The sequence below is a fragment of the Allobosea sp. genome (assembly GCF_030694325.1).
In the GTDB taxonomy this organism is placed as follows: Bacteria; Pseudomonadota; Alphaproteobacteria; order Rhizobiales; family Beijerinckiaceae; genus Allobosea.
Genome location: NZ_JAUXYO010000318.1, coordinates 1 through 13,000, shown reverse-complemented (window position 1 = coordinate 13,000; position 13,000 = coordinate 1). Strand labels below are relative to the sequence as shown.

Here is a 13,000-nt window from a genome sequence, read left to right as displayed (position 1 = left end):
GCGGTACTTCTTCACGAAGTTCTGCATCTCGGCCGAGTTCTTGTGCTTGGGATGCAGGAAGTAGTGGTCGCCGCGGCCGCCGACGATCACGCCCTCGGGCATCACGGCGCCCAGGCGCTCCATCGAGCTTTCGGCCAAAGGCAGCACGAAGGTCGACTGCTTCAGGAGCCCGCGCGCCGCAGCCTGCTGCACGAAGGTGTCGAGATCGCCGCCCCAGGAGGTCGAGAGCACGACATCGGGCCGCAGTGCCGAAAGGCGCGTGATCTCGGTCGAGAAATCGGGCGCGCCGAATTTCGGGAACAACTCGGCGACGATCCTGACATCCGGCTTCAGCGCCTTCAGCCCGGCCTGGAACAGCGCCCAGGATTCACGCCCCCAGGCATAGTCCTGGTTGACCACTGCGATCGTCTTGAAGTCCGGCTTGGTCTTCATCAGGTAGAGCAGCGTCGCCATCATCTCGGCGCCGGCATGGCCCTGGGTTCGGACCGAATACTTCCACTTGCCTTCTTCGAAGATGGTCTGCGTGCCGCAATCCCACATCACGTTGACGACCTTGAGGTCCTCGGCGACGGGGGCGAGCGCGTTGCATGAGCCCGACGAGATCGCCCCGAACATCACCTGCGCACCCTGGTCCTGCACGACGCGGCGATATTCCGAGATGAGCTGGTTGGTGCCGGCACCCTCGTCGACATAGACCGGCTTCACCGGCACGCCGAGAATGCCACCCTTGGCATTGAGTTCCTCGAAAAACAGATCGGCGGCATTGCGGCCCGGAACACCGAAGACAGAAGCCGGCCCCGACAGGAAGGTCGCGATGCCGACCACCAGCTCCTTCGGCTTGTCCTGAGCCAGCGCCGGCAGCGCCATCAGCGCTCCCAAAGCGAATGCGACCGCGGCAGATCTCTTGATGGCCATCGTTACCTCCCTGAATCGTCTCTGATGCGCGCTCTTGCGGCACGCTGCTTGGAGCCCAGAGGGGTGCATGGGCGCTTCGACGGGGCAAGTAGGATAAAACGATGAGGGCCATAGCGATTACCTATGGACGTCACTGAACAACGAGGATTTCGCTATGCCCCTCATCGCAAAACCCTATTTGACTTGGACCAGGGTTCCACGGCCCGTCTGCGGAAAGGGACGGGAAGGCGGCTCGCCGAAACGACGATGAATGCGCTCGAAGGAATTCTGGTGGTGGCGCTGGAGCAGGCGGTGGCCGTGCCGACCGCGACCTGCAAGCTCGCCGACGCCGGCGCGCGCGTCATCAAGCTCGAGCGCGCCGAGGGCGACTTCGCCCGAGGCTATGACGACTATGCGAAGGGCCTGTCCTCCTATTTCGTCTGGCTGAACCGGGGCAAGGAATCCTGCCGCGTCGATCTCAAGCAGGCCGACGACCGCGCCATGGTCGAGGCCATGCTGGCGAAAGCCGACATCTTCATCCAGAACCTCGCGCCGGGCGCTACCGGGCGTCTCGGCCTTGGCGCGGACGACCTGCGCGCGCGCTATCCGAGACTCATTACCTGCGACGTCTCAGGCTATGCGCCCGGCACGCCCCACCACACCCGCAAGGCCTATGATCTGCTGGTCCAGGCCGAATCCGGGCTCGCCGCCATCACCGGCACGCAGGCCTCGGGGCCGTCGCGCATCGGCGTCTCGATCGCCGACATCGCCACCGGCCAGGCGGCCTATGCCGCGATCCTCGAGGCGCTGCTGCGGCGTGCGAAGACCGGCCAGGGCTCCGCAATCCAGCTCTCGCTGTTCGACACGCTGGGCGACCTGATGAACGTGCCCTATCTGACACGGCGCTATGGCGGCATCGAGCCGCCGCGGCTCGGGCTCGCCCACCCCTCGATTGCTCCCTATGGCGTCTTCTCGACCGCCAATGGCGATGTGCTGATCTCGATCCAGAGCGAGCGCGAATGGCAGATCCTCGCCCGCGAGGTGCTGGGTAGCACGGCGCTCGCCGAGGATGCGCGCTTCGCCACCAATGTGCTGCGCGTGCGGCAGCGCGAGACAGTGGATCGCGAGGTTCAGGCCCTGCTCGCGACGCGGTCCTTCGCCGAGGTCACCGCCGCGCTCGATCGCTACGCCATCGCCTATGGCACGGTCTCCAGCGTCGGCGACCTGATCACGCACCCCGCCGCGACCGCCCTGGCGACGCCGACGCCGTCGGGCTCGGTCGAGGTCCTCGCCCCGCCGGCCATTGTCGACGGAAAGCGCGTCACGATGCGCGCCGTGCCGGCACTCGGCCAGCATGACGAGGCGCTGCGGGCGGAGTTTGGCGACCAATCCCCTCTCTCACGAAGCTCACCGTCATCCCGGACAAGCGGCGAAGCCGCGCAGATCCGGGATCCATCGTAGAGCGGACTCTCCGGGGCCTTATCCGCCCTCCGATTGATCCGGGAACTCCGCTTCGCTGCGTCCGGGATGACGCAGCGGTTGAGCGAACCCGACAACAGAACAAGCGACGCCATGCAACACTCCTCAGACCATGCCGAGATCCGCGACGCCGTCGCCCGCCTCTGCGCCGGCTTCCCCGGCGAATACTGGCGCAGGCTCGACCGCGAGATGGCCTATCCGACCGAGTTCGTTGCGGCGCTCACGCAAAGCGGATTTCTCTCGGCGCTGATCCCGGAGGCCTATGGCGGCGCCGGGCTGACGCTGTCGGCGGCGAGCGTCATCATGGAGGAAATCCAACGCCAGGGCTGCAATGGCGGCGCCTGCCACGCCCAGATGTATGTGATGGGCACGGTGCTCCGGCACGGCTCGGAGGCGCAGAAGCAGGCCTGGCTCCCGCGCGTCGCCTCGGGCGAACTGCGCCTGCAGGCCTTCGGCGTCACGGAGCCCACCAGCGGCACCGATACCACCGCGCTGCGCATGACCGCCAGGCGCGAGGGCGACCATTACATCGTCAACGGCCAGAAGATCTGGACGAGCCGCGCCGCCCAGTCGGACCTGATGCTGCTGCTGGCGCGCACCGCCCCGCGCGAGCAGGTCGCCAAGCGCACCAATGGGCTCTCGGTCTTCCTGCTCGACATGCGGGAGGCGCTCGGGAACGGGCTCACCATCCGGCCGATCCGGACGATGATGAACCACGCCACCACCGAGGTCTTCTTCGACAATGTCCGCATCCCCGCCGAGAATCTCGTCGGCGAGGAAGGCAAAGGCTTCCGCTATATCCTCTCGGGCATGAACGCCGAGCGCATCCTGATCGCAGCCGAATGCGTCGGCGATGCGAAATGGTTCATCGAGAAGGCCTCGACCTATGCCAGGGAGCGGCAGGTCTTCGGCCGGCCGATCGGCCAGAACCAGGGCATCCAGTTCCCGATCGCGCGGGCCTACGCCAATATGCGCGCCGCCGAACTGATGGTGCGCGAGGCGATCCGGCTCTACGAGGCTGGCGAGAATCCGGGTGCCGAGGCCAACATGGCGAAGATGCTCGCAGCCGACGCCTCCTTCGAGGCGGCCAATGCCTGTATCCAGACCCATGGCGGCTTCGGATTCGCAGAGGAATACGATATCGAGCGCAAGTTCAGGGAGACGCGGCTCTACCAGGTGGCACCGATCTCGACCAACCTGATCCTGTCCTATCTCGCGGAGCATGTGCTGGGCATGCCGCGATCTTATTGAGGGCACGCCGTCATGCTCGGGCTCGACCCGAGCATCTCCTGCCAGAGTTCCTCGGGTCTCCGCGGAGTTTATCCTTGGGCCGATCCAGGATCGGACCCGAGGGCTGCGCCCGAGAATGACGCCACGGGAAAAGCGCATGGACATCGACCATCTCCGCAGCTGGATCGGCCGCACGGAGGAAACCTCGGACCTCGTCACGCCGCGCCTGATCGAGAGCTATGCGGCCACCTTCGCCCCCCATCTTGCGCCCGGCCCGCAAGGCGAGGCACCGCTCGCTTTGCACTGGTGCCTGGCGCCGCCGATCGCGCCGATGAGCGCGCTCGGCCCGGACGGCCACCCGGCCAAAGGCGATTTCCTGCCGCCAGTGCCTTTGCCGCGCCGGATGTGGGCGGGCGGCCGCCTCGAGGCGCTGGCGCCCCTGCGCGCGGGCGACCTCGTGACGCGCCGCTCGACGATTGGCGACGTCACGGCCAAGGAGGGCCGCACGGGCGCGCTCTGCTTCGTCGCCGTCCATCACGAGGTCTCGACGCCGCGCGGCCTCGCGCTGCGCGAGCGCCACGACATCGTCTACCGCGAGGCCACGAGCCTGCCGGCCGCCGCGCCTGCCGCCGCCGTCGAGCCGGAGCCGGCCGATCTCGCCTGGGAGATCGAGGCCAGCCCGACCCTGCTCTTCCGCTATTCGGCGCTGACCTTCAACGGCCACCGCATCCATTACGACCGGCCCTATGCGACCGCCGAGGAAGGCTATGACGGGCTCGTCGTCCATGGTCCGATCCAGGCGACGCTGATGCTCAACATCGCCGCGACGCTGGCGGAAACCACGACGCTCGCGCTCGATTATCGCGGCCTGAGCCCGCTGATCGCCGGCGGCCGCTTTCTCGTCAAAGCCCGGCGCAACCCCGACGGCGGCATCCGGACCTGGACGGAAGGCGGCGATGGACGCGTGCGGATGGAAGGCAAGGCGCGTCCGCTGTAGGCGGGGAGCCAGCCTCAGCCGTACAGCGTCGGCGGCCCGCCATCCTGGCCCAGCGTCGCCGTCCAGGTCTCGTCGGCGACGAGGCCGCGCAGGATCTCCCAGGACAATTGCCCGATGGCGCGCGCCGCCGCCGGCATCGGCCGCTCGGTCGAATAGGCGAGGTAAACCTTGCGGTGGAGCGTCGGGCGCTCCAGCGGCCAGGTCCGGAACAGACCGGCCTTTTCCTGCGCCGCCACCGCCATCCGGGGCAGGATGCTGTAGCCGAAGCCCTGTTCCACCAGCCGCTTGATCTGGCTGTAGGATTCGATCTCGATCGCCGGCTGGATGGTCGCTCCGGCCGAGACCGCCGCCTCATCGATCTGGTCGCGCAGGCCGTGACCGATGCCGGGCAGGATCAGGTCGAGCGCCGCCGCATCGGCCATCGTCACCGCCTGCCCCAACGGCGCCGGTGCGACCGCAGGCCCCGCAGCGCAGAACAGGCAGAGCTCCTCTGTCAACACATGGTGGATGCCGAGCCCCTTGGGATCGGAGGTCGAGTAGATCATCGCGAGATCGACCTCGCCGCGGCGCAGCCAGTCGAGCACGAAGCCGCTCATCGCCTCGGCGATGCGGATTCGGATCGCCGGATAGCGCTCGCGCGCCGCCTGGATCAGCGGCACGCTGAACTGCTCGCTCACCGTGCCCGGCAGGCCGATCCGGACCTCGCCGCCGGGCAGTTCGGCCTCGCCGCGCACCGCCTCGCGCAGCGCCCCGAACTCGGCCAGGATGACATGCGCGCGGGCCAGCAGGCGCTCGCCGGCCTCCGTCGGCAGCACACCGCGCGTGCCGCGATGCAGCAGCGCGACGCCGAGTTCGTCCTCCATATGCCGCAGATGCTGGCTCAGCGCCGGCTGCGCCACGCGCAGCTTGGTGGCGGCCTTGGAGAAGGAGCCCTGTTCGACGATCGCCGCGAAATAGCGAAGCTGCCTTAGATCCATCGCCGTTCCGGTCTCCCCTGGGCCTGCGGCAAGCCGCAGGCCTGCATAGCGGCGCCGCGCACCCATGACCAGCGACGCCCCGCAACTGCGCCAGCTTTGCGTTATGGCCGCTAGAGCGAACCGGTATTGGTCCGGCCGGCAAGGCAGGTGCATCGTCCTTCCCGGAGACGAAGGAGAGGCGAACGCCCCCCGTGCAGCCCAAGAGCACAGGCCGCAAAGCCGGACCCCATTGCCATCAGGAGGACATGCCATGTCGAACGACCCGATCCGTCTGCCGTCGGCGAGCCGCCGCGGCTTCCTGGGCGCAGCCGCCGCGCTTGCCGCCACCGGTGGAAGCCTGCCGCTGATCGCGCCTGCCGCAGCCAAGGCGCCGCTGTCCAAGACGCAGCCGGCCTATTTCTACCGTTTCATGCTCGGCACGGCGGAGGTCACCGTCGTCTCCGACGGCCCGCTGCCGCTCGGCGACCCCGGCACGAGCTTCCTCGGCGTGCCCAAGGAGAACGTCTACGGCATGCTGGAGAGCAGCTTCCTGCCCAAGGACAACGTCGTGCTGGAGCAGAACATCCCGATCGTCAATTTCGGCGACCGCCTCGTCATGTTCGACACCGGCATGGGCTTCTCCAAGGCCTTCGGTCCGACCACCGGCCGGCTCATGAAGAGCATGGAAGAGGCCGGCATCAAGCCCGGCGACATCGACGACATCGTCTGCAGCCATGCCCATATCGACCATATCGGCGGCATCTGCACGGCGGACGGCAAGCCCCTCTTCCCCAATGCCCGCATCCATATCAGCCAGATCGATTTCGATTTCTGGACCGACGAGGGCAAGCTGGGCTCGCCGCTCAAGGCCTTCATCGAGCATGCCCGCGCCAACCTGCTGCCGGTGCGAGACCGCATCGTCTTCTTCAAGGACCAGCAGGAGTTCCTGCCGGGCGTTCAGGCCATCGCGGCCCCGGGCCACACCGCCGGCCACCACATCTTCAAGGTCGCCTCGGCCGGAAAATCTTTCGTCTTCCTCGGCGACCTGACCCACCACGCCGTCCTGCTGACCGAGAACCCGCGCCTCGAATTCGCCTATGACAGCGACCCCAAGCAGGCGGTGCAGTCCCGCGTGCGGCTCCTGACGATGCTGGCGCAGGAGAAGACGCCGGTGATGTCCTACCACTTCGCCTGGCCGGGCTTTGGCAACCTCGCCAAGGCTGGCGAGGGCTTCCGCTATTACCCGGCGCCGATGCAGCTCATCCCCGTCTGAGACTGATCAGGTGTCCAGGTCGCTCGCGCCTGGCGGGCCATAACCCGGCAGGCGCGACACCACCCCGGTCACGGGGCGCAGATGCTCGTCGAGGACGGCGCGCGCCCGCGCCTCGTCGAAGGCCCGCAGCGCCGCGATGAAGTCGCGATGCTCGACGCGGATGCGCTCGATTCGCCCCGGATCCACCGCCAGCGCCCGCATCGCAACGCGCTGCTGCCGCGCCCCCAGCGACTGGTAGAGTTCCGACAGCACCTCGTTGCCGAGCGCCTGCACCATGCCGAAATGGAACTCCCGGTTGAGCTCGACGCGGGCGAAATGGTCGCCGCCGGCGATCGCGTCGAGCCGGTCGAGCACCGCCTCCATCGTCTCGGGCAGCAAGATCTTCTCCCGGCAGATGCGGGCGACCGCATAGCCCTCGATCATGCGCCGGGTCTCGTAGAGATCGGCCAGCTCCTGCGCCGTGACCTGACGCACCAGCGCGCCCCGGCGCGGCAGCAGGTCGATGAAGCGCTCCGCCTCGAGCCTGTGGAACGCCTCGCGGACCGGCGTGCGCGAGACCCCCATGACGGAGGAGATCGCCTCCTCCTCGACGAAGGAGCCGCCGGCATAGACGCCGCGCAGGATCTGCTCCCTGACATGCGCATAGACCCGTTCCCGGGCCGGCCGGCTCTCCGCATCCTGCGCCTGGGGCGGCGTCATCACGTTCAAGGTCGGGCGTCCTCATCCGGGCATGTCGATGCGGCAACTCTAGGCGCTTCGATGGCGGACATCAAAAATCCGCCATGTATACACGACGCATGACCGGCATGCGCTGCCGGACTGGCGTCGCGCGCCCGATGGCGCTCTTCTTGCCAGTCGAGGGCCGCCGGACAGACGCGACAACGCGCCCGGCATGGACGACCACAGCGAGGAGAAAGCCGATGACGATCTCACGCCGCACGATGATGGCCGCCGGGCTGGCCGCGCCCTTCGCGAGCCTGCCGCTGCTCTCCCGTCCGGCCAGCGCGCAGCGCGCCGCCGGCATCCTGCGCTACGGCCTCTCGGCCTTTCCGCCCAATCTCCAGCCCTGGGTCTCGACCGGCGCCTCGGCCGGAACGGTCAAGATGCTGATCCACCGCAGCCTCGTCTCCTACGGCCCCAAAGGTGAGCTGCGCGGCGAACTGGCGACCTCCTGGGCCCTCGACGGCGACGGCGCCTGGGTCTTCAAGCTCCGGCCCGGCTGCGTCTTCCACAATGGCGATCCGGTCACGGCCGAGGACGTGAAATGGTCGATCGAGCAGATCGCCGGCGAGAAATCGACGGCCTATATGCGCAGCCAGTTCCAGAGCGTCGAGCGTATCGAGATCCCCGATCCGGGCACGATCCGCCTGGTCACCAAGACGCCGCAGGCAACGCTGCCGAGCTGGTTCGGCAACTACAACACCTTCATCGTCTCGCGGAAATCGACCCCCACCGAGTGGATCGGCGCCGGCCCCTTCCGGCTGGTCGGCCAGGAGCGCGGCTCCTCGGTCGAGATCGCGGCCTTCGACAAATTCTACAAGCCCGGCATCCCGAAGCTGAAGGGCATCAAGTTCGTCGTCTATGCCGACGAGAATCTGCGCTTCGCCGCCCTGCAGTCGGGCGATGTCGACATGATCGAATATGTCCCCTGGCAGTCGATGGCGGCGGTCGAGGCCGATCCCCGGCTCAAGCTCGACAGCCAGGAAGGCCCGTTCATGGACGTGCTCTTCAACGGCACCAAGCCGCCCTTCAACGATCCGCGCGTGCGCCGCGCCGTCGCCCATGCGGTGCGTCGCGAGGACATCGTCAAGGTCGCCTTCTTCGGCCGCGGCAAGCCGCTCGAGGGGTTGCCGATCGCCGAGGGCACACCCTGGTGGGACAAGGACCTCGCCCATGGCTGGAACTACGACCCCGCCCGCGCCAAGGCCCTGCTGACCGAGGCCGGGTTCGGCAACGGCTTCCAGACCACCCTGCTCGCGACTGCCCAGTTCGGCATGCACAAGGATACCGCCGAGATCGTCCAGCAGCACCTCGCCGCGATCGGCATCCAGTGCGAGCTACAGCTGCCCGACTGGTCGACCCGCGTCGCCCGCGGCTCGAAGGGCCAATACGACATGGCGATCCACGGCGTCTCTTCGGACAACAACGACCCGGACGGGTTGACGGTGGTGCTCGACACGACGCTCTCGCCGAGCCATGGCCGCTCCTTCCGCGTCGACGCGCCGCGCACCATCGCCGCTCTCGCCAGGGGCCGCGCCGAGTTCGACCAGGCCAAGCGCGTCGAGATCTACAAGGAGATGCAGCGGGCGGCGCTGGAGGAGGTGCCGCTCGTCGGCCTCGCCTGGCGCAGCCAAGGCTACGGCATGGACAAGGGCGTGATGGGCTTCACCAACCTGCCCGGCGCGCTCTCGAATTCCTCCGGCAACATGCTCGAAGAGACCTATTTCGGATGAGCGCGACCTGGCTCGCGCGCAAGCTGACCGTCGTCGCGGGCCTTGCCTGGCTCGTCGCGACGATCGTCTTCCTGGCGCTGCACATGGTGCCGGGTGACCCCGCAGAGCTCCTGCTCTCGACCGGCGGCGTCTCGCCGGATCCGGCCTCCGTCGCCGAGCTGCGCGAGAAGCTCGGCCTTGAGCGCCCGCTCTTCGCGCAATACGCCGCCTTTATCGGTGGGCTGCTGCGCGGCGATCTCGGCACCTCCCTCATCGACGATTACCCGGTGATCAGCGAGATCGCGCTGCGCCTGCCGCGCACCCTGGAGCTGATCGCCGCTGGGAGCGTCATCGCCATCCTGATCGGCGTGCCGGCGGGAGTCTTCGCCGCGCTCGACCGCGGCGGCGCCTTCGACCGCGCCGCCTCCGCCGTGACCGCGCTGCTGCTCGCCGTACCCGTCTTCGTTCTCGGCACGCTGCTCGTGCTGCTCTTCGCCCAGACGCTGCGGATCATGCCGGCCGGCGGCTTCGTGCCCTTTGCGCAGGACCCGGTGCAGCATCTCAAGCTCTTGATCCTGCCCGCCATCGCCATCGCCAAGGGGCTGGCCGCCGTGCTGTTCCGGATGACGCGCGCCGCGATGCTGGACGCGCTCGCCAACGACTATGTCCGCACCGCCCGCGCCAAGGGCCTCTCGCCCACCCGCGTCATCATCGTCCATGTCCTGCGCAATGCGCTGAACCCGGTCGTCACCGTGCTCGGCCTGCAGATGGGCACGCTGCTCGGCGGCACGGTGCTGGTCGAATACGTCTTCAACTGGCCGGGGATGTCCACGCCGCTGCTGCGCGCGGTCGAGGGCCGCGACTACCCCATGGTGGTCGGCATCGTGCTGACGATCTCGGTGCTGTTCCTGCTGCTCAACCTCGTGGTCGAACTCGTCCACGCTTGGCTCGACCCGCGCGTGGCCCACTCATGAGCGGCAACCGGCATTTGAAGCGCCTCTGGCTGCCCGGCGGCTTCGTCGCCCTGATCGCGCTGGCGGCGCTCTGCGCACCGCTTTTCCCCCTGCCCGACCCGATCCGCCAGGACGTCGCCAACCGCCTCGCCGGCCCGATGGCGGGCTCATGGCTCGGCCGCGACGAGTTCGGGCGAGACGTGCTCTCGCGCCTGCTCTGGGGCGCGCGCACCAGCCTGAGCGTCGCCTTCGCCTCCGCCCTGACGGCCGGCGCCATCGGCGTGTTGCTGGGTCTGATCGGCGGCTGGGGCAAGGGCGCCGCCGCCTTTCTCTCGGTGCGCAGCATGGACATCGTGCTCTGCTTCCCGCCGATCCTTCTGGCTCTTTTGGTGGTGACCCTGCTCGGCCCCGGCGCCGCGACTTTGATCCTCGTGCTCTCGGTGCTCTATCTGCCGGGCTTCGCCCGCGTCACCCATGCGGAGGTGCTCGCAGTGAAGAGCCGGGACTATGTCGAGGCGACGCGCGCGCTCGGCGCCCGGCCCGCCTATCTCCTGCTGCGGACCGTGCTGCCCAACATCGCCGGGCCGATCCTGGTCCAGCTCTCGCTCGCGGTCGCCGCCGCCGTGGTGCTGGAGAGTGGGCTGTCCTTCCTCGGTCTCGGCGTCGTCCCGCCGGCCCCCTCCTGGGGGCTGATGATCCGCGGCGCGCGCGCCACCATGGAGCAGGCGCCGCTGCTGCTTGTCTGGCCCTGCGCGGCGCTGACGCTCACCATCCTCGCCATGAACCTGCTCTGCGACGGCCTGCGCGACGCGCTCGACCCGCGCACCGCCGGTCGTTGAACCACCACCGTAACCTGCAAGGACAAAGTCCCATGGCTGCCAAGACCGATCCCCTCGTCCATATGGGCACGATCACCGGGGGCGAGGCTCGCGAGATCCTGTCCGAGAACCCCGTCATCCTCCTGCCGATGGGCAGCCATGAGGACCAGGGCCCCCATGCCCCGATGGGCGACTATCTCCTGGCCGAGAAGATCGCCGAGCTCGCCGCCCTCCGAGCCACCAAGGCCGGCACGCGCACGCTGGTCGCGCCCGTCCTACCCTTCGGCGGGGCCGACTGGTTCGGTTCGATGACCGGTGGCATCGCGATCTCGCAGGCGACACTGACCGCCGTGATCGCCGAAATGGTGGATTCTTTGCATCGCAACGGCCTGACCCGGATCATCGTCATCAACGGCCATGGCGGCAATGTCGGGCCGATCTCGGAGGTGGCGCGCGAACTTTATCAGCGTGACGGCATCGTGCTGCCCAGCCTTTATCTCTGGCGCATCGGCTACGGCCTGCTACCGGGCATCCTCGGCGGTGCCGACAAGGCCGCCGCCGTCGCCGGCCACGGCGCCGACCCGCTGACCTCGATCGGCCTGCACCTCTTCCCCGAGTTGATCCGCAAGGACCTGATCCCCGACGCCAAGCCGCTGAAGCGCGATCCGGTCCTCGACCTGCCCTTCACCGGGCTGGGCCTTGCGAGCTTCGACGGGCACGAGGTCGCCATGCCCAACGAGTACGACGAGACCTATAATCTCGGCGTCGCCAAGGGCGATCCGCGCCTCTGCTCCGCACAGACCGGGGCCGCGCTGACCGAGAAGCTGACCGACATCTGCGCCCGCTTCATCGCGCATTTCGCCAGCAAGGTCGAAGCCTGATCCTGACGCCGCCGCGGCATGCCGCGGTGGCCCTCCCCTGGCTCGCCGGAACGGGCGATGCTGTCACGGCCCGTCCACGCTCCGGAACCACGAACGCCATGACCGCCACCGCCCGAGCCCCCCGCGTCACTCCCTTTGCCTGCGACAAGAAGCCGGCGACCGGCTCGCGCGGCATGGTCGTCACCAACCACCCCCTCGCCTCGGCAGCGGGCTCGCAGATGCTGCTGGCGGGGGGCAATGCGGTCGATGCCGCGGTCGCTGCCCTCTTCGCGCTGACCGTGGTCGAGCCGATGATGGTCGGCATCCTCGGCGGCGGGCTCGCTCATATCCGCATGGCCGACGGCCGCCATGTCGTGCTGGACGGACTCTCGACCGCGCCGCGGCGCGCCACGCCGGACATGTATGACTGCCTCTCCGACGAGATCGGCAAGCAGCGCGACGTGCGCGACCGCGAGAACGTCGTCGGCCCCAAGGCCGTCGCGGTGCCCGGCGCGCTCGCCGGCTGGTGCGAGGCCCTCGCCCGCTTCGGCACGCTGCCGCTCGCCGACGTCCTGCAGCCGGCCATCGCGCTGGCCGGCCGCGGTTTCACGGTGACGCCCTATCTCTCCAACTGCATCGCCGACAATGTCGCCGACCTCTCGCGCGATCCGGGCCTCTCGACGCTGTTCCTGCGCGGGGGTCAGGCACTGCCTGCGGGCATGCGGCTGGTCCAGAGCGACTATGCCAAAAGCCTGGCCCTCATCGCCGAGATCGGGCCCGCCGCGCTCTATGGCGGCCCGCTCGGCAAGGCGCTGACCGATTTCATGGCCGCCCATGGCGGTCTGATCGGCCAGGACGATCTCGCCGGCTACCGCGTCGAGACGCGCGAACCCATTCGCGGCAGCTATCGCGGCCACGAGATCCTTGGGCCGCCGCCACCGGCCTCGTCCGGCGTGCACATCGCGCAGATGTTGAACATCCTCGAGGGCTACGACATCGGCGCGCTCGGCTTCGGCTCGCCGGACGCGATCCATCTCCTGGCCGAGGCGCTGAAGATCGCCTTCGCCGACCGTGCGGTGGCGACCGCCGATCCCGCCTTCGTCAAGGT

At 68.4% G+C, this 13,000-nt stretch carries 12 protein-coding genes; 9 read left to right on the top strand and 3 right to left on the bottom strand.

Features of this window, described 5'->3' with window-relative positions; all coding sequences use genetic code 11:
- Positions 1–915 (bottom strand): ABC transporter substrate-binding protein (locus tag Q8M82_RS20495; RefSeq protein ID WP_305693147.1); only part of this gene is annotated, 915 nt, incomplete at its 3' end.
- 246 nt (positions 916–1,161) lie between these two features.
- Here Q8M82_RS20495 and Q8M82_RS20490 point away from each other — a divergent pair.
- From Q8M82_RS20490 to Q8M82_RS20480, 3 genes are all read left to right on the top strand, one after another.
- Positions 1,162–2,355 (top strand): CaiB/BaiF CoA transferase family protein, encoded by a 1,194-nt coding sequence (locus Q8M82_RS20490; protein ID WP_305693146.1) that lies wholly within the window; start codon positions 1,162–1,164, stop codon positions 2,353–2,355.
- Between the two features lie 111 nt (positions 2,356–2,466).
- A complete protein-coding gene (locus Q8M82_RS20485; protein ID WP_305693145.1) occupies positions 2,467–3,624 on the top strand; it encodes an acyl-CoA dehydrogenase family protein in 1,158 nt (385 codons plus the stop codon).
- A gap of 136 nt (positions 3,625–3,760) precedes the next feature.
- Positions 3,761–4,600: an HTD2 family dehydratase gene (locus Q8M82_RS20480; RefSeq protein ID WP_305693144.1), complete on the top strand. Its 840-nt coding sequence runs from the start codon at positions 3,761–3,763 to the stop codon at positions 4,598–4,600.
- Between the two features lie 14 nt (positions 4,601–4,614).
- Here the strand turns inward: Q8M82_RS20480 and Q8M82_RS20475 are convergent, their stop codons facing one another.
- Positions 4,615–5,577, bottom strand: coding sequence for a LysR family transcriptional regulator (locus Q8M82_RS20475; RefSeq protein WP_305693143.1), 963 nt, complete (start codon positions 5,575–5,577; stop codon positions 4,615–4,617).
- A 250-nt stretch (positions 5,578–5,827) separates the two neighbouring features.
- Between Q8M82_RS20475 and Q8M82_RS20470 the strand changes: the two genes are divergently transcribed.
- Positions 5,828–6,829 (top strand): MBL fold metallo-hydrolase, encoded by a 1,002-nt coding sequence (locus Q8M82_RS20470; protein ID WP_305693142.1) that lies wholly within the window; start codon positions 5,828–5,830, stop codon positions 6,827–6,829.
- Positions 6,830–6,835: 6 nt separating this feature from the next.
- On the opposite strand, the gene Q8M82_RS20465 is transcribed toward Q8M82_RS20470, so the two are convergent.
- Positions 6,836–7,528, bottom strand: coding sequence for a GntR family transcriptional regulator (locus Q8M82_RS20465; RefSeq protein WP_305693148.1), 693 nt, complete (start codon positions 7,526–7,528; stop codon positions 6,836–6,838).
- A gap of 221 nt (positions 7,529–7,749) precedes the next feature.
- Between Q8M82_RS20465 and Q8M82_RS20460 the strand changes: the two genes are divergently transcribed.
- The 5 genes from Q8M82_RS20460 to Q8M82_RS20440 all read left to right on the top strand — a co-directional run.
- Entirely contained in the window at positions 7,750–9,282 is a 1,533-nt protein-coding gene (locus tag Q8M82_RS20460; protein ID WP_305693141.1) for an ABC transporter substrate-binding protein, read from the top strand.
- A complete protein-coding gene (locus Q8M82_RS20455) occupies positions 9,279–10,235 on the top strand; it encodes an ABC transporter permease (protein ID WP_305693140.1) in 957 nt (318 codons plus the stop codon). Before Q8M82_RS20460 ends, Q8M82_RS20455 begins: the two co-directional genes overlap by 4 nt.
- Entirely contained in the window at positions 10,232–11,053 is an 822-nt protein-coding gene (locus Q8M82_RS20450; RefSeq protein ID WP_305693139.1) for an ABC transporter permease, read from the top strand. Before Q8M82_RS20455 ends, Q8M82_RS20450 begins: the two co-directional genes overlap by 4 nt.
- A 32-nt stretch (positions 11,054–11,085) precedes the next feature.
- On the top strand, positions 11,086–11,913 hold the full coding sequence (locus Q8M82_RS20445) for a creatininase family protein (protein WP_305693138.1): 828 nt from the start codon (positions 11,086–11,088) through the stop codon (positions 11,911–11,913).
- A 98-nt stretch (positions 11,914–12,011) separates the two neighbouring features.
- A partial coding sequence (locus tag Q8M82_RS20440; protein WP_305693137.1) for a gamma-glutamyltransferase family protein occupies positions 12,012–13,000 on the top strand: 989 nt, incomplete at its 3' end.

Bases quoted from the DNA above. Each gene is read 5' to 3' on its own strand.
- Q8M82_RS20490 (WP_305693146.1), top strand. From the start codon at position 1,162: ATGAATGCGCTCGAAGGAATTCTGGTGGTGGCGCTGGAGCAGGCGGTG.
- Q8M82_RS20485 (WP_305693145.1), top strand. From the start codon at position 2,467: ATGCAACACTCCTCAGACCATGCCGAGATCCGCGACGCCGTCGCCCGC.
- Q8M82_RS20480 (WP_305693144.1), top strand. From the start codon at position 3,761: ATGGACATCGACCATCTCCGCAGCTGGATCGGCCGCACGGAGGAAACC.
- Q8M82_RS20475 (WP_305693143.1), bottom strand. From the start codon at position 5,577: ATGGATCTAAGGCAGCTTCGCTATTTCGCGGCGATCGTCGAACAGGGC.
- Q8M82_RS20470 (WP_305693142.1), top strand. From the start codon at position 5,828: ATGTCGAACGACCCGATCCGTCTGCCGTCGGCGAGCCGCCGCGGCTTC.
- Q8M82_RS20465 (WP_305693148.1), bottom strand. From the start codon at position 7,528: ATGACGCCGCCCCAGGCGCAGGATGCGGAGAGCCGGCCGGCCCGGGAA.
- Q8M82_RS20460 (WP_305693141.1), top strand. From the start codon at position 7,750: ATGACGATCTCACGCCGCACGATGATGGCCGCCGGGCTGGCCGCGCCC.
- Q8M82_RS20455 (WP_305693140.1), top strand. From the start codon at position 9,279: ATGAGCGCGACCTGGCTCGCGCGCAAGCTGACCGTCGTCGCGGGCCTT.
- Q8M82_RS20450 (WP_305693139.1), top strand. From the start codon at position 10,232: ATGAGCGGCAACCGGCATTTGAAGCGCCTCTGGCTGCCCGGCGGCTTC.
- Q8M82_RS20445 (WP_305693138.1), top strand. From the start codon at position 11,086: ATGGCTGCCAAGACCGATCCCCTCGTCCATATGGGCACGATCACCGGG.